The organism is Ruegeria arenilitoris (assembly GCF_013032445.1).
Taxonomy (GTDB): domain Bacteria; phylum Pseudomonadota; class Alphaproteobacteria; order Rhodobacterales; family Rhodobacteraceae; genus Ruegeria; species Ruegeria arenilitoris_F.
The window spans coordinates 144,806-163,515 of the sequence record NZ_WQCA01000005.1; the positions used below are offsets into that span (position 1 = coordinate 144,806).

The 18,710-nt window shown below is 59.3% G+C and carries 14 protein-coding genes and 1 riboswitch; of the genes, 10 read left to right on the forward strand and 4 right to left on the reverse strand.

Translation table 11 applies throughout. The features are described 5' to 3' along the window. Together GOW98_RS08610 and GOW98_RS08615 are read right to left on the reverse strand one after the other, a co-directional pair. A complete protein-coding gene (locus GOW98_RS08610; protein ID WP_170330984.1) occupies positions 1-690 on the reverse strand; it encodes a glutathione S-transferase N-terminal domain-containing protein in 690 nt (229 codons plus the stop codon). A gap of 23 nt (positions 691-713) precedes the next feature. Beyond that, entirely contained in the window at positions 714-1,649 is a 936-nt protein-coding gene (locus tag GOW98_RS08615) for an alpha/beta fold hydrolase (protein ID WP_170330986.1), read from the reverse strand. Between the two features lie 133 nt (positions 1,650-1,782). Continuing rightward, positions 1,783-1,860, forward strand: a riboswitch (SAM riboswitch). Positions 1,861-1,925: 65 nt separating this feature from the next. Between GOW98_RS08615 and metZ the strand changes: the two genes are divergently transcribed. The 5 genes from metZ (at position 1,926) to GOW98_RS08640 (ending at position 8,567) form a co-directional block, all read left to right on the forward strand. Continuing rightward, a complete protein-coding gene (metZ, locus tag GOW98_RS08620; RefSeq protein ID WP_170330988.1) occupies positions 1,926-3,116 on the forward strand; it encodes an O-succinylhomoserine sulfhydrylase in 1,191 nt (396 codons plus the stop codon). A 170-nt stretch (positions 3,117-3,286) separates the two neighbouring features. After that, positions 3,287-4,390 carry a GTP cyclohydrolase FolE2 gene (gene folE2, locus GOW98_RS08625; protein ID WP_170330990.1) on the forward strand — a complete coding sequence of 368 codons (1,104 nt, stop codon included), beginning with the start codon at positions 3,287-3,289 and terminating at the stop codon, positions 4,388-4,390. A gap of 276 nt (positions 4,391-4,666) precedes the next feature. Further along, a complete protein-coding gene (locus tag GOW98_RS26050; protein WP_170330992.1) occupies positions 4,667-5,494 on the forward strand; it encodes a transcriptional regulator in 828 nt (275 codons plus the stop codon). A gap of 50 nt (positions 5,495-5,544) precedes the next feature. Then, entirely contained in the window at positions 5,545-6,993 is a 1,449-nt protein-coding gene (locus GOW98_RS08635; RefSeq protein ID WP_170330994.1) for a TrkH family potassium uptake protein, read from the forward strand. After that, positions 6,993-8,567, forward strand: a complete 1,575-nt coding sequence (locus tag GOW98_RS08640) for a thiamine pyrophosphate-binding protein (protein WP_170330996.1) — start codon at positions 6,993-6,995, stop codon at positions 8,565-8,567. The genes GOW98_RS08635 and GOW98_RS08640 overlap by 1 nt, the downstream gene beginning before the upstream one ends. Positions 8,568-8,620: 53 nt before the next feature. Here GOW98_RS08640 and GOW98_RS08645 read toward each other — a convergent pair whose 3' ends face one another. Continuing rightward, entirely contained in the window at positions 8,621-10,360 is a 1,740-nt protein-coding gene (locus GOW98_RS08645) for a serine protease (RefSeq protein WP_170330999.1), read from the reverse strand. 205 nt (positions 10,361-10,565) lie between these two features. Between GOW98_RS08645 and GOW98_RS08650 the strand changes: the two genes are divergently transcribed. Continuing rightward, on the forward strand, positions 10,566-11,495 hold the full coding sequence (locus tag GOW98_RS08650; RefSeq protein WP_170331001.1) for a glycine--tRNA ligase subunit alpha: 930 nt from the start codon (positions 10,566-10,568) through the stop codon (positions 11,493-11,495). An 8-nt stretch (positions 11,496-11,503) separates the two neighbouring features. Here GOW98_RS08650 and GOW98_RS08655 read toward each other — a convergent pair whose 3' ends face one another. Then, the gene (locus tag GOW98_RS08655) at positions 11,504-12,136 is read right to left on the reverse strand and encodes a MarC family protein (protein ID WP_170331003.1); all 633 of its coding nucleotides are present in this window, start codon (positions 12,134-12,136) and stop codon (positions 11,504-11,506) included. Positions 12,137-12,227: 91 nt separating this feature from the next. Here GOW98_RS08655 and GOW98_RS08660 point away from each other — a divergent pair, with 91 nt between their 5' ends. The 4 genes from GOW98_RS08660 (at position 12,228) to GOW98_RS08675 (ending at position 18,661) form a co-directional block, all read left to right on the forward strand. Continuing rightward, positions 12,228-12,749 (forward strand): DUF6446 family protein, encoded by a 522-nt coding sequence (locus GOW98_RS08660; RefSeq protein WP_170331005.1) that lies wholly within the window; start codon positions 12,228-12,230, stop codon positions 12,747-12,749. A gap of 7 nt (positions 12,750-12,756) precedes the next feature. Then, positions 12,757-13,971: a sodium/glutamate symporter gene (gltS, locus tag GOW98_RS08665; protein WP_170331007.1), complete on the forward strand. Its 1,215-nt coding sequence runs from the start codon at positions 12,757-12,759 to the stop codon at positions 13,969-13,971. Between the two features lie 9 nt (positions 13,972-13,980). Then, on the forward strand, positions 13,981-16,056 hold the full coding sequence (gene glyS / locus GOW98_RS08670) for a glycine--tRNA ligase subunit beta (protein ID WP_170331009.1): 2,076 nt from the start codon (positions 13,981-13,983) through the stop codon (positions 16,054-16,056). A 64-nt stretch (positions 16,057-16,120) separates the two neighbouring features. Further along, positions 16,121-18,661 (forward strand): putative PEP-binding protein, encoded by a 2,541-nt coding sequence (locus GOW98_RS08675; RefSeq protein ID WP_367646826.1) that lies wholly within the window; start codon positions 16,121-16,123, stop codon positions 18,659-18,661. Positions 18,662-18,710: the final 49 nt, after the last annotated feature.

Below are 18,710 nucleotides of genomic sequence, written 5' to 3' on the forward strand. Positions count from 1 at the left end.
TTATCGCTTAAACAAGACACTCTGCGCCTGCTTGTCCTGCTGATCGCCGCGCAGATCGGCGTGTAACGCCCGCCCGGCCTGAATGCCGGGGCGGGAGCTGACCGTTTCCAGCCAGCGAGTAAAATGGGGTTTGTCCTCCAGCACCTGCTGTTGCCCCTCCCACAGGCTGGCCCAGCCCCAGATCGATATGTCGGCGATGGAATAGAAATCGCCCGCGACGTATTCGTTCTCGGCCAGTCGCCGGTCGAGAACGCCGTATAACCGCCCGACCTCGGCACGATAGCGGTCTTGGGCGTAGGGCAGGTCCTGCGGCGGGTCCAGTTGTGGTGCGTATTTCAGGAAGTGATGCGCCTGACCAGCCATCGGGCCGACGCCGCCCATCTGCCACATCAACCATTCTTCGACGGCGATCCGGTCGCGCTCGGTTTTGCCGTAAAACCGCCCGGTCTTGCGAGCCAGATACATCAGGATCGCACCGCTTTCAAACACCGAGACCGGGGCACCATCCGGGCCGTCGGGGTCAACGATGGCGGGCATCCGGTTATTGGGCGAAATCTTCAGAAACTCGGGGTCGAACTGATCACCCTTGCCGATGTTGATCAGGTGGGTGGTGTAGGGCAGTTCCATCTCTTCCAGCGCGATGGATGCCTTCCAGCCGTTCGGCGTGGGCCAGAAATACAGGTCGATCATGATGCCTCCTCAACTTGGAAGGATCATGAGGCTTTCTGTGCAAACGGCAAGAGCGCTTTGGGGCGGGGCAGGGCAAAAAGCCGTGACCAGCGGCGCGAGGACGCCTTGGGGATACCGCTGCGCAGCAGGGGCAGGCTCAACCGGTCCTCGTTGCGCAACAAGGCGTTATAAAGGCGCAGCACACCGGGGCGGGTATAGCTGGACCAGTGGCAAATGCGGCGCTGCGGGGTGCCGATCGGGAAAATCACGCGCGACAGGTGGTCCAGCGTATGGGCGCAGTCCAGTTGCAGCGTGATCACGTTTGGAGCGTGCAGCCCGGTGCCAACGCTGCGGTCACCGCGCTGCGGCGGTTGGACCAACCATTCGTATAGGAAATCGAACAGATCGTTTTCGCGGCTGGTTACATTAATGAACTCGACCCTTTGACCAGCGGGTGTGTCCAATGCCTCCAACGTACGGCTTTGATACACGGCCCCGGACATCGAGATGATGCGGTTCAGCGACCCGGGGGCGATATAGTGAAGCGCCTCAAGCGCTAGTTCGGTGCCCATCGAGTGCCCTATGAAATGAATAGGCCGGTTCGGATTCAGGCGGCGTAGCTCGTGGATCAGGTCCGCCAATGCACGTCCGGCCTCGACCGCGCGGCGACGAACAGCCCAAAGCGGCCCCTGCGCATTCCAGCCGAACGCGATGCCCAGACCTTCGTCGTCGAAACCCGACCCGAATCCCAACTGTTGCGGCCAGCTCGGGCAATGCCATGGCATCGGCGTGGGATGTAGCGACAGAATGTGCCGGTGGGGACAGGCTTTAGCATCGTCGGGGCGATATTTGTACCCGTGGGTCATGATTATGACCGGCCCCTGCGTGTCGCGCGTTTGCCGCAAGGTACCAAGAGGAGACCGCGGGCTGCGATGCAGGGCGAACCTGTCCCCGATGGCATTGATCCTGATTACTGGCATTAGCTCTGCCCCATACAAGATGTTGTGGCGCCGATGTGGCACAACGCTATGACGCTTTGGTGAATGGACGGTTACAGAACCGTGACGATGCCGTTGCAAGGGTTGACGCGTCCGCAACTGCGGCGTAAGGGCAACAACACCACGTGGCGATTTGTTACCGGATTGCGGGCCACGCTAAACAACACCGCTAAAAGGTCAGGATGAAAGGCCCCTTTCGCTTGACCGCGTCTGGGGTTTTTTTGATGCCCTTGCCTGACAAGGGTCGAGAGGATTGACATGAGCGAGAGCTGGAACAAACGCACCCAAGCCGTCCATGGCGGCATTCGTCGCAGCCAATATAACGAGGTGTCCGAAGCGATCTTTCTGACGCAGGGCTTCGTCTATGAAAACGCCGAGCAGGCCGAGGCACGGTTTATTGAGACCGGCCCGGATGAGTTCATCTATGCCCGCTACGGCAACCCGACTGTGTCGATGTTCGAACAGCGTATCGCCGCGCTGGAAGGAGGCGAAGATGCCTTCGCCGCGGCATCAGGCATGGCGGCGGTCAACGGTGCGCTGACCTCGATCCTGAAGGCAGGCGATCATGTCGTGTCCGCCAAGGCCCTGTTCGGGTCGTGTCTGTATATTCTGGAAAACATCTTGACCCGCTATGGTGTTGAGGTCACCTTTGTCGACGGCACCGATATGGATGCGTGGAAAGCGGCAATCCGGCCAGACACCAAGGCGGTGTTCTTTGAATCGATGTCGAACCCGACGCTTGAGGTGATCGACATCGAAGCGGTGGCCGAACTGGCGCACTCTGTTGGTGCATTGGTGGTCGTGGACAACGTGTTTTCCACACCGGTCTTTTCGCGTGCGATTGAGCAAGGCGCCGATGTAGTCGTCTATTCCGCGACCAAGCATATCGACGGGCAGGGGCGTGCGCTTGGCGGCGTCGTCATTGGCACCAAGGATTTCATCCGCGGCACGCTTGAACCCTACATGAAGCATACAGGCGGTGCACTCAGCCCTTTTAATGCATGGATCATGCTTAAGGGTCTGGAAACGATGGCTCTGCGGGTCAATGCGCAGGCCGAGACGGCGCAGACTGTGGCCGAGGCGCTGGAAGGTCATGCCGCGCTGGAGCGGACGCTATATCCGGGACTGAAAACCCATGCTCAGAATGCGCTGGTTCAGACACAGCTAGGTGGCAAGGGAGGTACGGTTCTTTCGCTGGACATCAAAGGCGGCAAGGACGCGGCGTTTGCGTTCCTGAATGCGCTGACAATACCGGTGATCTCGAACAATCTGGGTGACGCCAAATCGATAGCGACGCACCCGGCCACGACGACGCATCAGCGGCTGAGCGATGAGCAGAAGGATGAGTTGGGCATCACGCCGGGTCTGATCCGCCTGTCCATCGGTCTTGAGGATGCAGGTGACCTGCTTGCCGATATCAGTCGCGCATTGGACGTTTCTCAACAATAACGGCGTCCAATTGCCTGCTACAGCCGTTTCGAACTTGACGATGAGGGGCACAAATCATGTGTCCCTCACGTAAATTCGATCCGGGCTGTGTTTCGGCGCGTATACAGTTACACTGGAAAACGCGCCGAAGCTGTATATAGTCCGGCGACCAACCCGAGGAGCCCCGATCGATGAACGTGCACCCCCGCAGCATTGATGACGCACCTGACCATGATGAGGCTGCCGCCGCGCTGAAAACGCTGCGAAAATGGGCCGAAACCGTTACTGAGGCCGAGATCACCCAACTTGATCCCGCCATCGCACGTCTTGTGCCGGGGTTGGTTCCGACGAATTACCCGACGTTGTCTCGTGAGTATCCAGACGGGTTCAAAGTCGATGCTGCATATCGTGCGACCTTGCCGGATCTACAGAACGGCCCGTCCAGCCTGATCCGTGGAGCAAAACAGCAGATTCAGCATGTAGGCATCTCCAATTTCCGCCTGCCGATCCGGTTCCACCGCAAGGAAGGTGACGAGCTTACGCTGGAGACATCCGTGACCGGGACGGTCAGCCTTGAGGCTGAAAAGAAGGGCATAAACATGTCCCGGATCATTCGCTCGTTCTACAAACATGCCGAGCGCACGTTCAGCTTTGAGGTCATGGAAGCCGCGCTGAATGACTATTTGACCGATTTGGACAGCTTTGATGCGCGTATCCAGATGCGGTTTTCCTATCCGGTTCGTGTGAAAAGCCTGCGTTCTGGTCTGGAGGGTTACCAGTATTACGACATCGCGCTGGAACTGGTCGAACAGAATGGCGTGCGTCAGAAGATCATGCATCTGGACTATGTCTATTCGTCGACCTGCCCATGCTCGCTGGAGCTGAGCGAACATGCACGGTCCACGCGCGGGCAGTTGGCGACGCCGCATTCGCAACGCTCCGTCGCGCGCATTTCGGTTGTTGTCGATTGCGAGGCTGATTGCCTGTGGTTCGAAGATTTGATTGCGCTCTGCCGCCGCGCCGTGCCGACGGAAACGCAGGTGATGGTCAAGCGCGAGGATGAACAAGCTTTTGCAGAGTTGAATGCAGCCAACCCGATCTTTGTCGAGGACGCTGCCCGCCTGTTCTGTGCTGAACTGCTTGCCGATCATCACATTGGTGATTTTCGAGTGGTTGCCAGCCATCAGGAAAGCCTGCACAGCCATGATGCGGTGTCTGTTTTGACCGAAGGCCCGACCTTCGTTTCAGCCAGTCTGGACCCGCGTTTGTTCTCGACTCTCTTTCACATCGGGTGACTGAGAAGCGGCGTTCGAAGTCTCGAAATTAGACGAAATGGCGAACTTTCGCCGCACCGCAGCAAATAATGCTGCGGCAGCACTTTTTTTGACGTAAAGTAACGGTGAATGCAGCCGTGGTAGGCGCGTGTTTCAGCCGCCTTGCCGCACTGAGAGGAAGCCGAGACGTGAGACGCCCCGGGACTTCAGACCTTGGCAGTCCGCCCGAGTCATCAGGGCGGAGCAGGGTGCTTCTTCCCTTTGAAGGTTGCATCGCTTTCACAGGAGAAACGACTAATGAATCCGATTACCCAGCCGCTTGAGTTTCAGGCAGCGGCTATTCGCATGGCCGGCTATGCGGTTAGCAACCAACTGAAGATTATGCAAATTCTGGCAAGCTCGGCCATGGAGTTGCCGTTTGCCCCTATGCATGCGCTGCATGCGTCATCTGCGGTACCTGCGCCGGTTACACCGAAGCCGGAGTACAAGTCCAACACGCCAGTTACTAAGCCTGCCGCTAAGCCCAAATCTGCGGCGACACCGAAGGCTAAGCCGGTCGCGCGTGCCAAAGCGGCGGCAACGCCGAAGGCCGAATCGCCCAAACCGATTGTGGCCAAAACAACGGTCGCTCCGGCCAAGAAAGCGACCACTCCGGCGGCATCCAAGCCCGTCAATGCAGAAAAATCGCAAGAATCGAAGCCTGCAGAGATTGTCGCGCCTAAGCCGGCAACCCGCGCTCGTCGTGCGGCGACACCAAAGACCGCAGCCGCCACGCCAGCGCCGAAGACGCAAGCGCCCAAGCCAGCGGTGGTAAAACCGGCAGCGACCACGGCTCCGGCAAAAGCCGCATCGCGCAAATCCGCTGCGCCTAAATCTGCGGCCAAACCCGCAGCTGCAAAGAACCCAGCGAAACCTGCGGCGACCAAAACGGCCGCCAAACCAGCGCCCAAGGTGCAGGCTGCAAAAACCGCAGCTCCTAAGGCTGAGGCCGCCAAACCCGTTGCGCCCGCGGCTAAGCCTACAGCCCCCAAGGCCGAGGCCAAGCCTGCGGCACCGCAACGCCGGACTCGCACGCCTTCGAAGCCGCCCGCGATGCCCACACCCGTTAGTAAAACGGACGAGTAAACGGGACACCCGCTTGACACCGTCGTGCAGGCGCGCCAACGCTGCGCCTCATGACGGACATGCGCCCGGTTGGATATGTGATTGGCCTGTTGGTCGCCATTCTTGGGGCGACCATGCTGCTGCCCATGCTTGCGGATCTCATAGAAGGTCGGGGCGAGTGGCACGTGTTTCTGGAAAGCGGCGTCATCACTATGCTGACGGGCGTTGTCCTGTCCATCAGTTGCTCGAACGGGGTGGGCGAAGGTCTGACGATTCGTCAGACCTTTTTGCTGACCACTGGCGTCTGGGTGGCGTTGCCCCTTTTTGGCGCTATCCCGTTCTTGTTTGGTGCGACCGAGCTGCGCTTTGTCGACGCGTATTTCGAGGCGATGTCGGGCCTGACCACCACCGGCTCAACCGTTATATCTGGTCTTGATACGCTACCGCAGGGGTTGCTGTTGTGGCGGGGCGTGCTGCAATGGCTGGGCGGGATTGGCATTATCGTTGTCGCGATGGTGTTCCTACCCGAGCTTCGGGTCGGTGGGATGCAGATTTTCCGCTCGGAAGGATTTGAAACCATGGGGAAAATCCTGCCGCGGGCGCAAGAGATCGCGGGCCAGATCTCCCTGATCTACGTCTTTCTGACCTTTGTCTGCGCACTGGTTTACGCCGGTTTAGGGATGAGTTTTTTCGACGCCATCGTGCACGCGATGACAACCATCGCGACAGGTGGATTTGCGAACTACGATTCGTCTTTTGCAGTGTTTTCAGGACCAACCGAATACGCGGCCGCGGTGTTCATGATCCTCGCGGCCCTGCCGTTCGTACGCTACGTCCAGTTTGCCAATGGAAACACGAACTCCCTTTGGCAAGATAGTCAGATCAAGACCTTTCTGGCGACGATCCTGGTACTGGTTCTGGTCATGGCGGTGTTCCTGATCTCGGTCTTTCCGCATCATTGGGAGCAGGCATTTCGTGAGTCGCTGTTCAACATCACCTCGATCATTTCCGGCACCGGCTATGCCAGCGTCAACTATATGACCTGGGGAAGTTTTCCGGTCATGCTGTTCTTTCTGATTGGCCTGATCGGAGGGTGCGCGGGCTCGACTGCCTGTTCCATCAAGATCTTCCGTTATCAGCTGTTGTTTGCCTCGATCAAAACCCAGATCAGTCGTATCCGGTCACCGCACGGCGTGTTTAAGCCGCGTTATGACGGGCGCACGATTGGGCAGGACGTTCTGACATCGGTGATGAGCTTTTTCATGTTCTTCGTGCTGTCGATGGGGGTACTGGCCTGGGCGCTGGCGCTGACGGGGCTGGACTTCATCACGTCCGTCTCGGGCGCGGCGACGGCGCTGGCCAATGTGGGGCCGGGGCTGGGGGATCAGATCGGCCCTGCGGGTAACTTTGCCGGGCTGAGCGATACGGCCAAGTGGTTGCTGTCCATCGGTATGCTGGTCGGGCGGCTGGAACTGTTGGCCGTCTACGCGCTGTTTACTGTCCAATTCTGGAGAAGTTGATGAAAAGACCTCTGGGTGCCCAGATTTCGCACATGTTGAAAGACCGGGGCGTTGATGTGATTTTCGGCATTCCTGGCGTTCACAATCAGGAAATGTATCGTGGCATCGAAGAGGCGGGCATCACACATGTTCTGGCCCGTCACGAACAAGGGGCCGGGTTCATGGCCGACGGCTATGCTCGTGCGACCGGCAAGCCGGGTGTGGCTTACGTGATCACCGGGCCGGGGTTGTGTAACATCATGACCCCGATGGGGCAGGCCTACACAGACTCGGTGCCGATGCTGGTGATGTCGTCCTGTTTAAGCGAGACAGACGCGGTGCAAGGCCAGTTGCACCAGATGAAAGACCAACGCGGTGCTGCTGAAACCGTGACGGACTGGTCTCACCAGGCCAATACCGCACAGGCGGCCTATGGGCTGGTCGAACGTGCCTTTGAAGAATTCGAGCTCTCGCGTCCGCGCCCCAAGCACATTCAGGTGCCGATTTCGCGCCTTGAGGCCGAGGCTGACCCGGCACCGTTTCCCAATCAGCCCGGTTTGCGGTCCAAAGTGGTGCCGCCTGATCTGGCGCCGCTCATGTCTTTGCTGAACATCTCGAACAGGCCGCTGTTCATTCTGGGTGGCGGGGCGCGGTCCAATCTGTGGCGGCAAATACTGACCCAGTTGGGGGCCGCGTGTTTCACCACCTATGCCGGTCGCGGAATGGCGGGGCTTGGCTATGCGTTGGATTACGGCGCCACGCTGCCACGCCCGGGCAGTGCTGACGTGATAGGCTCTGCCGATCTTGTGGTCGCTGTGGGGGCGGAACTGGGTGAGGTTGACCTGTGGCGCGACACGCTGGGGCATTCCTCTCATCTGGTGCGGGTCGACCTGGATCCGCAGGTTCTGTCCGACCGTCACCGCGCGGGGATCAAGTTGCAGGTTGATGGTGAGAGCTTTGCCCATGCTCTATGGGCTTCAATTGAATCCGTGAAAACGGCGACCGGCTGGAGCGCGGAAGAGGTCGCCGAGGCCCGTAAACGCTGGCGCGCCGAGTCCGATGCCGAACGTCCAGGGATCGTGCCGGTGCTGGATGCCCTGCGCGAGGCCATGCCAGCGGACACGATGATCTATTCCGACATGACCCAGTTCGCCTATGTCGCCAAAGAGGTCTGGGACATGGCTTATCCCTATCACTGGCACCATCCGACCGGGTTCGGCACGCTGGGCTATGCGCTGCCAGCCGGGATAGGGGGCGCGGTTGCGCGGCGGGGTAAACCCACTGCTGTGATCGCAGGGGATTATGGGTTTCAATACACGATGATGGAGCTTGGCGCGGCGGTTGAGCTGGGTCTGTCTCTGCCGATCATCCTGTGGGACAACGGTAAGCTGAAAGAGATCGAAGACAGCATGGTCCGTGGTCAGATCGCCCCTAACGCCGTTGTGGCCCGCAATCCCGATTTCTGCAAACTGGCCGAAGCCTTCGGGGCCTTGTCTGCCGCCCCGGGTAATCTGGAAGAGATGCAGGCGGCCGTGCAAGCCGCGTTTCATGCGCCGGCTCCAACGCTGATCCGGATAACGCCGGACATCATTTAGCAAAAAAAAAAACGCCGCCCGGAGGGGCGGCGTTTTTCGTTTTTCAGGTCAGCTTAGTCCCAGCAATGCACCAGAACGGTCATTCCGTTGGCCCGTCGGCTGAGTTCGTTGGGTGAGATTTCCGCAGTGGACTGGCTGGGCTGACCGGACACACCAGCCTTTTCCAAAGCTTCATTCAAGCGGTCCGTCGATGCTGCCAGACTGACCGAAGCGGGCAGGGTGCGCCCTTCGGTCGGGGTGGGCAGTAGCATACCGACAACCTGTCCTTTGTCGTCGAAAACCGGTCCGCCGGCATCTCCGGGCAGCGCCACCAATGCCAAGCGTTTCACACCGTCTTCACCGTTAAGGCCGCGCACATCACTAATCTGACCATATGTCAAAGTTGGGGCGCCCAATGCACCTTCATACGAGAACCCTGAAACTGCGACCTCAGATTGAATACGTGGTTTATCGGTGCTGAACTCGGCAATGTTGATCGGTGCGAGGTTACGGCTGGGGCGAAGTACCGACACACCAAGATCGGAATCTACCAGGGCAACCTGGACCTCTTGATCGTCGTTCAGCGTGATCCGGGTGCAGCTGTCCGTGGCCTCAGACACGGTCAGAACCGTGCCGTTTGCATCGGTGAAGAAGCCGGAGCGGGACAGGCGCGGTTTGCGCACCTGCAGGCCCGACACCAGATCGATCCTCTGATCGGCTTCCGCACCCGCACCGGCATCCAGTACGGCGTCGTTGGTGGAGAAGCTGGCCTTGATCGCGGCCAGAACCCGCGCGCGACGGGCCTCATCCCCTTCGGGCCAGACCAGCGTAAAGCCCTTGATCTGGTCGTCTTTCAGCGCCGCTTCGGTGTAGGACACGATCCCGTTGCCGCGACCCTCCAGCGTGAAACGGTCGCCGCGCAGTTGGCGCGGACCGTCCAGAGGCACAATCTCCAGCGATTGCATCACTTCATACAACGCGCGCAGGGTGGCCTTGTTGCCTTGTTGGCTGATCAGCAACGCCTTGGCGTTCAGGTCACCTGTGCCATTGAAATGCGCAAAGGGGGCCTCATAACGGTCAAAGGCGATGACGCCCAACGGCAGGTCCAGATCGATGCCAGCCTGCATGTCTGAATGGCGCTTCATGCCAACACTGATCAACGGCGCGTTATAGTCATCCATCAGTGTCGAACGCTGGGCCGTGGTCAAAACGCCGGTGGGTTCATAACCGTTGAACCGCTGCCAGTCGCCCATCGATCGCCGAGTACCTGCACCAAAGGCGCCATCAATGGTCGAATTATAAAACCCTGCGGCCTGCAGGGCGGTTTGCAGATTCTTGCGCTCTTGCGCCGTCAGCAGTCGTTCCGATTGCAGAGCCTGCGACCGTGTTTCGTCCGAAGGCTGCGGGGTCAGCCCGGCGGTGGATTGGTCAGGTTGCGGTGTGGGTTCAACGGGCGGGTTCACCGCGCCCTGTTCCACAGAGCTTGATCCAACGGGCCAGAACTGCTGTCCCAGCGAATTTGAGAACGCAATGTAGCTGTCCGACGGGATCTGACCCTCGGCCCGGTAAACGCGCAGAACCTGTTCGGCGTCGCTGCGTAAATATGGCCCGATAACAATGGCATACCAGCCAGTGTTCAGGCGAAATCCATTCACGTCGGGCAATGCATTCGCATAGGCCTGCGCCCGCTCTTGCGCTTGGCGCAGCGTTGGGCGGGCTTCGACCTGCACCCAGACGCCTGCCTCCTGCTGTGCAAAGACGGCGCGTGTGCCGAAGAGAATTAGAAACAAAATTGCAGTAATTACTCGTGTCATAGTCTGCCCGTATCCGCAGTGTTTTGGCTTTGCCGCAGATTACGCGATTTGAGACACGGAAAGCCATGCTCGGAATACGGGGAATTTCCAGTGTGGCTGTGCAGTGACAGCCGGTAACCATTGGCCCGTTGACGCCCCTTGGCCCCTTGCATAGGAAGGACAAAACCGACCGGAACCGGGCGCGGATGTGCCCAAAGGGAATGTTATGACCGAACCGTCCAGCGCACCACGTTCTTTTCAGGAAATTATCCTGCGTCTCCAGACCTATTGGGCCTCGAAGGGCTGCGCCATCTTGCAGCCTTACGACATGGAGGTTGGGGCAGGGACGTTCCACCCGGCGACCACTTTGCGCGCTTTGGGGTCCAAGGCATGGGCCGCAGCTTACGTGCAGCCGTCGCGTCGCCCGACCGATGGGCGGTATGGCGAGAACCCGAACCGGTTGCAGCATTACTACCAGTATCAGGTGCTGATTAAACCCAGCCCGCCGGACCTTCAGGAACTGTATCTGGGCAGTATTGAGGCCATCGGCATCGACATGAACCTGCATGACATCCGCTTTGTCGAGGATGACTGGGAAAGCCCGACCTTGGGCGCATGGGGACTGGGATGGGAGGTCTGGTGCGACGGTATGGAAGTCAGCCAGTTCACCTATTTCCAACAGGTTGGCGGCCATGATTGCGCACCTGTCTCGGGCGAGTTGACCTATGGTTTGGAGAGGTTGGCGATGTATGTGTTGGGCATCGACCACGTGATGGACATGCCGTTCAACGACCCGCAATCGCCCAGCCCGCTGAGCTATGGCGACATCTTCAAGCAGACCGAAGAGGAATACGCCCGCTGGAACTTTGACGTGGCCAACACCGAAGTTCTGCTGCGTCATTTCGAAGAGGCCGAGACCGAATGCGCCGCCATTCTGGCGCAGGAACATGACGACCCCAAAACCGGCAAGCGCATCGTCATGGCGCACCCTGCCTATGACCAGTGCATCAAGGCCAGCCACGTGTTCAACCTGCTGGATGCGCGGGGCGTGATTTCGGTGACCGAACGTCAGGCCTATATCGGTCGTGTTCGGGCGCTGGCCAAACAATGCGCCGATGCATTCCTGCTGACCGAGGCCGCCGGGTTTGAGGCCTGATGGGGCGCTCAGGCCAATCCGGGCAACAACACTTTCAGGCCATCTGCAATCATGCTGATTGCGATGGCCGACAGGATCATGCCCATGAAACGGCTCATGATCACGCGTGCGTTGGACGACAATCGCTTGGCCAAGGCAGCTGCGTTCCAGAAAGTAATGAACAGCAGAAACAGAACGGCCAGGAAAACGCTTGCGTAGATGAGAGCGTCCATAGGCTTGGAAATATGGTGCGCATACAGGATCAGTGTTGTGATCGTGCCGGGGCCGACCAGAATGGGGAAGGCCAGCGGGTAGAATGCAACCGTGGCAGGCTCGGGGTAGTCCTGTTTTTCTCCCTCGGTTCCGTGATGCGTCGTGCTTTCTTTACCGCTCAGCATGTTCAGGCCGATCATCAGAACGACAAGGCCGCCTGCAACGCGCAGATCGTCCACGCTGATCCCGAACAGGCCAAGCGTCTGGTTGCCGATGGCCGCGAACGCCGCGCCAAGGATCAAGCAATAGGTCGCCGTTTTCGCCGCGACCTTGCGCTGGTCGGCGGGTGTCAGGCCATCGGTGACACTGAGGAAAACGGGCAGGTTGGTGATCGGATTCATGATCGCAAACAGTGCGCCGAAGAACCCAACGGCAAGGGTCATGTCCATTCCAATAACCTCATTCCGGCCTGTATCGGTTTGGAAACTGGCCTATTTTCAATAAAGTTGAAAGAGGCCGCGTGATCAGGATGTTCAAAAGATGACCGGAAAACTGCTTGCAATCATCCTTGTCTTGGCTGCGGCTGTGGCCGGTGTCGGCATGTATTACCTGCAGGTCTATGGGTTCTATTATAATGTTGAACCTCAGCCGGGTCAGGATGTGTCCTTGGTGGTCGAAGGGGCAGAGGACCCGCAGCCAATCCCGTACTCGGCGTTTCAGGCGATTGATGCCGACAGCTCTCCGATCCGGTACCGGGCGTGTTTTGAAACCGACCTGACGGCCGAGGATCTGGCGGCGTTCCGGCGGGTAGAAAACCCTGAACCGTTGACCGCGCCGGGGTGGTTTGACTGTTACGACGCGGTCGCAATTGCCGAAGCGTTGAAATCCGGGCAGGCACAGGCGTTCTTGGGGGCCAAGAACATCCACTATGGTGTCGACCGCATCGTTACGGTGACTTCAGATGGCAAAGGCTATGTCTGGCACGCGCTGAACAATTGCGGTGAAAAGGCCTATGACGGAACGGTGGTGGGCGAAGAATGCCCGCCCCGGCCTGAAAACTGAGGGCACAATGACGGACGCAGCGATCCATATTCCCAATTTTCTGACCGCCACGCTTGGAATTGCGGTCTACCTGATTGGGGCCGAGATCAACGCCCGCGTCGCGCTGCTGCGTCAATTCAATATCCCCGAGCCAGTGACCGGCGGGTTACTGGCCTCTCTCGTTGTGCTGTTTCTGTATCTCGTGGCCGGGATTGAGCTGACCTTCGATCTCGCCTCTCGGGATTTCCTGCTGATTGTGTTTTTTGCCGGGATCGGTTTGAACGCGCGGCTGGCAGATTTGATTTCCGGAGGCAAGCCTCTGCTATTGCTTCTCATTTTGACGTTGGTGACAATTGTTGCCCAGAATGTCGTTGGTGCTGCCGGTGCGGTTGCCTTTGGCTTTCCGGCACAGGCGGGAGTTCTTTTTGGGTCGGCTTCTCTGATCGGAGGGCATGGCACCGCTATCGCTTGGGCCCCCGAGGTTGGCGCGGTCACTGGATTGGACGGTGCGACAGAACTCGGCGTGGCTGTGGCGACGCTCGGCCTCGTGCTTGCGGCACTGGTTGGCGGACCAATTGCCCGATTGCTGATCGAAGGAAAAAACCTGACCCCGGATCGTCCTGATGAAGAGCACACGGTCGGACTGCCGGACGATGCGACTGAGGCTGAGGCCAAAATCGATCATCTCACCATCATGCGCGTCCTGCTGCATCTGAACTTGGCCATCATCTTCGGTTACGTCCTACATCAGGCAATCGCAGCCGCCGGATTGATGCTGCCGGTTTTCGTGCCCTGCCTGATCATGGGGATTGTTATCGCCAACTTACGTGCGGTTCTGGCACCCAAGGCACCACCAGTTTCGCGAACGCCCTCACTGGCGCTGATCTCGGAATTCTCGCTGGGTGCGTTTCTGGCCATGTCGCTGATGAGCCTGCAGCTCTGGACCATTGCCGAATTGGGGTTGGCCATCGTCGTCATCATGGCTGCGCAGACCCTGTTTGCCGTGGCTTTTGTGATTTGGGTGCTGTTCCCGGTGATGGGCGGCAACTACCGTGCCGCCGTTCTGTCCGCGGGGTTTGGTGGCTTTGCTTTGGGTGCGACGCCGACCGCTATCGCCAATATGACCGCAGTTACCAAGCGATATGGCCCGTCGCCTATTGCCTTTATCGTGCTGCCCCTTGTATCCGCCTTCTTTGTGGATATCGCCAATGCCATCGTCATTCAGACGATCGTAAATTTCTAAGGACCGAAAATGCCCGACCTGCTGATCGAACTGTTTTCCGAGGAGATCCCCGCCCGTATGCAGACCCGCGCGGGCGAGGACCTGAAAAAGCGGATCACCGATGGTTTGGTCGAGGCTGGCTTGACCTATGCCGGGGCTGCCGCCCTGACCACGCCGCGCCGTCTGACGCTGGCGATCGAAGGCCTGCTGGCTGAAAGCCCGACGATCCGCGAGGAACGCAAAGGGCCGAAAGTTGGCGCACCGGACAAGGCCATCGAAGGCTTTCTGCGCGGCGCGGGCTTGACCCGTGATCAACTGGAAGAACGTGATACCCCGAAAGGTGCGGTCTACTTTGCCACCATCGAGAAAGCTGGCCGTCCGGCTGCCGAAATCGTGGCCGAGGTGCTTGAGGCCACTATCCGCAATTTCCCCTGGCCCAAATCGATGCGTTGGGGCAGTGGTCCTCTGCGCTGGGTGCGTCCGTTGCATTCGATCCTGTGCATCCTGACCGATGAGGCCGGCGCGCAGGTCGTGCCGCTTGAGGTCGATGGCATCACATCCGGTGACACCACCGCTGGTCACCGCTTCATGGCTCCGAACCGGTTCTCGGTTACGTCGTTCGACGACTACGCGGCCAAGCTGAAGCGCGCCTTTGTGGTGCTGAACCCAACTGACCGGGCCGAGCATATCTGGAACGACGCGCAGAACATGGCCTTTGCCGCGGGTCTGGAAGTGGTCGAGGACAAGGGCCTGCTGGCTGAGGTTGCCGGACTGGTCGAATGGCCGGTGGTGCTGATGGGGCAGATCGACGACGAATTCCTGGACCTGCCGCCCGAGGTGCTGCAGACTTCGATGAAAGAACACCAGAAGTTTTTCTCGGTTCGCAATCCCAAGACCGGCCGGATTGAACGTTTCATCACCGTCGCCAACCGCGAAACCGCCGACAATGGCGCGAGCATTCTGGCGGGTAACCAAAAGGTACTGTCGGCGCGTTTGGCCGATGCGAAGTTTTTCTGGGAGAACGACCTGCGTGTGGTCAAGGAACATGGGTTCGAGCCGTGGGTTGACCGCCTGAACAATGTAACCTTCCACGCCAAGCTGGGCTCGCAAGGCGAGCGGGTTATTCGCATTGGGCATCTTGCAGGTGAACTGGCCGCCGCGACAGGGGCCGACAAAACACTGGCCACTTTGGCGGGGCAGGGATGCAAAGCCGATTTGTGTTCGGAAATGGTCTATGAATTCCCAGAACTGCAGGGGCTGATGGGCCGCTACTATGCTGCTGCGGCTGAACTGCCCGAAGAGATCGGTCAGGCGTGTGAAGAACACTACTCGCCGCTCGGCCCGTCGGATGACGTGCCGACCGCACCGGTTTCTGTAGCGGTCGCCTTGGCGGATAAGCTGGACACGCTGACCGGGTTCTGGGCGATTGATGAGAAACCGACGGGTTCGAAGGACCCGTTTGCCCTGCGTCGCGCGGCGTTGGGGGTTATTCGATTGGTTCTGACCAACGAACTAAGTATGCCTTTACTTTCAACGTTCACGATGCAGGTTTCCGATAGCTCTGAGTTTGAAGAAAAATCGGCAGACCTCCTCTCCTTCTTCCACGACCGCCTCAAAGTCTTCCTCCGCGACGAGGGCATCCGTCATGACATCATCGATGCCTGCATCGCAATGGAGGGGAATGACGACCTCAACCTGCTGGTCAAACGTGCCCGGGCTCTGAACGCGGTGATCGCGACCGAGGATGGGGAAAACCTCGTGCAGGGGTTCAAGCGCGCCAACAATATCCTGACGCAGGCCGAGGAGAAAGACGGCGTCGAATACTCCTACGGTGCGGATGTGAAATTTGCTGAGACGGACAATGAAAAGGCGCTGTTTGCCGCTTTGGACGGGGCGCAGGGAGAGATCAACACGGCCTTGAAGTCCGAGGACTTCCCGTCGGCAATGTCGGCAATGGCTGCGCTGCGTGGTCCGGTGGATGCGTTTTTCGAGGATGTTCAGGTCAATACAGACAACGACATCCTGCGCCGCAACCGCCTGAACTTGCTGAGCCAGATTCGTAAGGTTTGCTCCAGCGTGGCGGATCTCAGCAAGATCGAAGGCTAAGCCAGAACGCCCTTGCGCCATTGGTGCAGGGGCTTATGCTGCGTGCAAACCAAAAGGTGCCGCAGTGCAGAATAATCCACATACCACACTGATCACGTCCGAAGCGCCCGTCACCGCCAACACCCATGGCGGGCGGGCGAAATGCCTGCAACGTCTGGTCCGTCTGGACTTGCCGGTGCCGCGAACGGTCGCGCTTTCCTTCGATGCGGTCCATCGGATTGCTGAAGGCCATGTGCCCGATCTCGTGGCCATTCTCGAACAGTTCGATCAGACCGCACTACTGTGTGTACGACCCAGCTCTGAAGATCCGGATTGGGGCGGCCCGGGTGCGATCCTCAACATTGGTATGAATGATGGGCGGTATTTGGACCTGTCAGGATCGATGGGGGACGAGGCCGCCGCCGCACTGTATCTGCGCTTTGTTCAAAGCTTTGCCATCCACGTGGCCCGTTTGGACGCAGATGTGTTCGACGATATCGACGCGGATGGCAGCGAAGGGCTGCGCATGTCCTTGCGGGCCTATGAGGACGAGACCGACGAAGCATTCCCGCAGGACCGGGGAGAACAGCTGATCGCCGTGCTGCGATCAATGGCGCGGGCGTGGGACGGAACCTCGGCCCGTTTGCTGCGTCAGGCCAAGGGTGCGCCTGCGGACGCGGGGCTCGGACTTGTCATTCAAGAGATGATCCCTGGCGTCGGGCAGGGCGAATGCGGATCGGGCGTGCTGCAATTGATCGACTCGACCACCGGATTGCCGCAGATCACTGGCCGATACCTGAGTCAGAGTCAGGGGCGCGATGCGCTGGGTGAAGGTGTCGCGGCGCTCTATCTGGAAAAGGACCCGCGCGGGAAGTCGCTGGAAGAAGTGGCGCCGGAGGCCTTTGCCAACCTCAAGTCCCATGCTGCGCTGATGCGCACCAAACTGCGCGAGGAAATGCAGGTCGAGTTCGTGATCGAAAACGGCCACGTTCACATTCTGGACGGCGTGCGGGTGCAGCGCAGTGCGCGGGCCGCGCTGCGGATTGCGGTGCGGTTGGCCGAAGATGGCATCATTCCACCGCAAGAGGCGGTGATGCGGGTTGATCCGCATTCTCTGAACGAAATGCTGCACCGGCAAGTTCACCCCGAAGCGCGTCGGGATGTTCTGACCACCGGTATCGCCGCCAGCCCGGGTGCTGCGACAGGTAAAATCGTGTTCACCTCAGCCGAAGCGCAGGCCAGCGCCGCGCGGGGTGAGCCCTGTATTCTGGTGCGTCGCGAAACCTCACCCGAGGATGTGCGCGGGATGCACGCGGCCGTTGCGGTGCTGACAGAAAAAGGGGGCATGACCAGCCACGCCGCAGTTATTGGCCGCGGGTTGGGGCTGCCCTGTATCGTCGGCGCGTCCGAGATGCGGTTTCAGACCAAAAAGAAGATGCTGACGGCACCGGATGGTCGGGTGCTTAAAACCGGCGATACACTGACGATCGACGGGACTTCGGGGCAAGTGCTGGCGGGGCAACCAGTTATGCTTGAGGCCGCGCTGGATGACTGTTTCCAGACGCTGATGGGATGGGCCGATGACGAACGTGATATCGCCATCCGCGCCAACGCCGATACGCCCGCGGACGCGCAAACTGCGCGGAATTTTATGGCGCAGGGGATCGGCTTGTGCCGGACCGAGCATATGTTCTTTGACCCCGGTCGCCTGATCGTTATGCGCGAGATGATCTTTGCCCAAACCTCTTCCGGCCGTGCGGCGGTTCTGGAACGTTTGCTACCGATGCAGCGCGAGGATTTCGTACAGTTGTTCCGGATCATGGAAGGACAACCCGTCTGCATCCGACTGTTCGATCCACCATTGCATGAATTTCTGCCGACCACACGCAGCGGACAACGCGAACTGGCCGAAGCGCTGGATTTGCCGGTTTCCGACGTCGAACGGCGCGTCGCGGCGATGACCGAATACAACCCAATGCTGGGTCTGCGCGGGGTACGATTGGGTGTAACCGTGCCTGAAATCTACGACATGCAGGCGCGTGCCATCTTTGAGGCAACTCTTGAGGCCAGCAAGGACGGTGCTCCGGTGGTGCCCGAAGTGATGATCCCGCTGGTTTCTGCCAAGCGTGAGGTGGAACTGGTCAAATCCCGCATCGACTCGGTTGCCGCTTCGGTCGCCGGCGAACGCGGGGAAGAGTTCGAATACCGCTTGGGTGTTATGGTCGAAACCCCGCGTGCCTGTCTGCGGGCGGATGAGATCGCACCGCAGACGTCGTTCCTGAGTTTCGGTACCAACGACTTGACCCAGATGACCTATGGCCTGTCGCGTGACGATGCGGGCCGGTTCATGTCAGCTTATGTGCGTCAGGGCGTGTTCGTCGAAGACCCGTTCCACGTTCTGGATCCCGATGGGGTAGGGGAATTGCTGAAACTGGGGGCAGAGCGCGGGCGTCAGGCCCAACCGGATGTTACCCTGTCCGTGTGCGGCGAACACGGGGGAAACCCCGAATCAATCGCTATTTGCCGCGATCTGGGGTTTGACTACGTGTCTTGCTCTCCGTTTCGGGTCCCGGTTGCTCGGCTGGCTTCCGCTCAGCTGGCGATTTCGTCCAGACTTGGGGGTTGACAGGGGCCTTTTGCCCTAGGATTAGTGGTTTTTGAGCAACCTTGTGCCG

Coding starts and splice junctions, on each gene's coding strand:
- GOW98_RS08610 (WP_170330984.1), bottom strand. CDS start 690: ATGATCGACCTGTATTTCTGGCCCACGCCGAACGGCTGGAAGGCATCC.
- GOW98_RS08615 (WP_170330986.1), bottom strand. CDS start 1,649: ATGCCAGTAATCAGGATCAATGCCATCGGGGACAGGTTCGCCCTGCAT.
- metZ (WP_170330988.1), top strand. CDS start 1,926: ATGAGCGAGAGCTGGAACAAACGCACCCAAGCCGTCCATGGCGGCATT.
- folE2 (WP_170330990.1), top strand. CDS start 3,287: ATGAACGTGCACCCCCGCAGCATTGATGACGCACCTGACCATGATGAG.
- GOW98_RS26050 (WP_170330992.1), top strand. CDS start 4,667: ATGAATCCGATTACCCAGCCGCTTGAGTTTCAGGCAGCGGCTATTCGC.
- GOW98_RS08635 (WP_170330994.1), top strand. CDS start 5,545: ATGACGGACATGCGCCCGGTTGGATATGTGATTGGCCTGTTGGTCGCC.
- GOW98_RS08640 (WP_170330996.1), top strand. CDS start 6,993: ATGAAAAGACCTCTGGGTGCCCAGATTTCGCACATGTTGAAAGACCGG.
- GOW98_RS08645 (WP_170330999.1), bottom strand. CDS start 10,360: ATGACACGAGTAATTACTGCAATTTTGTTTCTAATTCTCTTCGGCACA.
- GOW98_RS08650 (WP_170331001.1), top strand. CDS start 10,566: ATGACCGAACCGTCCAGCGCACCACGTTCTTTTCAGGAAATTATCCTG.
- GOW98_RS08655 (WP_170331003.1), bottom strand. CDS start 12,136: ATGGACATGACCCTTGCCGTTGGGTTCTTCGGCGCACTGTTTGCGATC.
- GOW98_RS08660 (WP_170331005.1), top strand. CDS start 12,228: ATGACCGGAAAACTGCTTGCAATCATCCTTGTCTTGGCTGCGGCTGTG.
- gltS (WP_170331007.1), top strand. CDS start 12,757: ATGACGGACGCAGCGATCCATATTCCCAATTTTCTGACCGCCACGCTT.
- glyS (WP_170331009.1), top strand. CDS start 13,981: ATGCCCGACCTGCTGATCGAACTGTTTTCCGAGGAGATCCCCGCCCGT.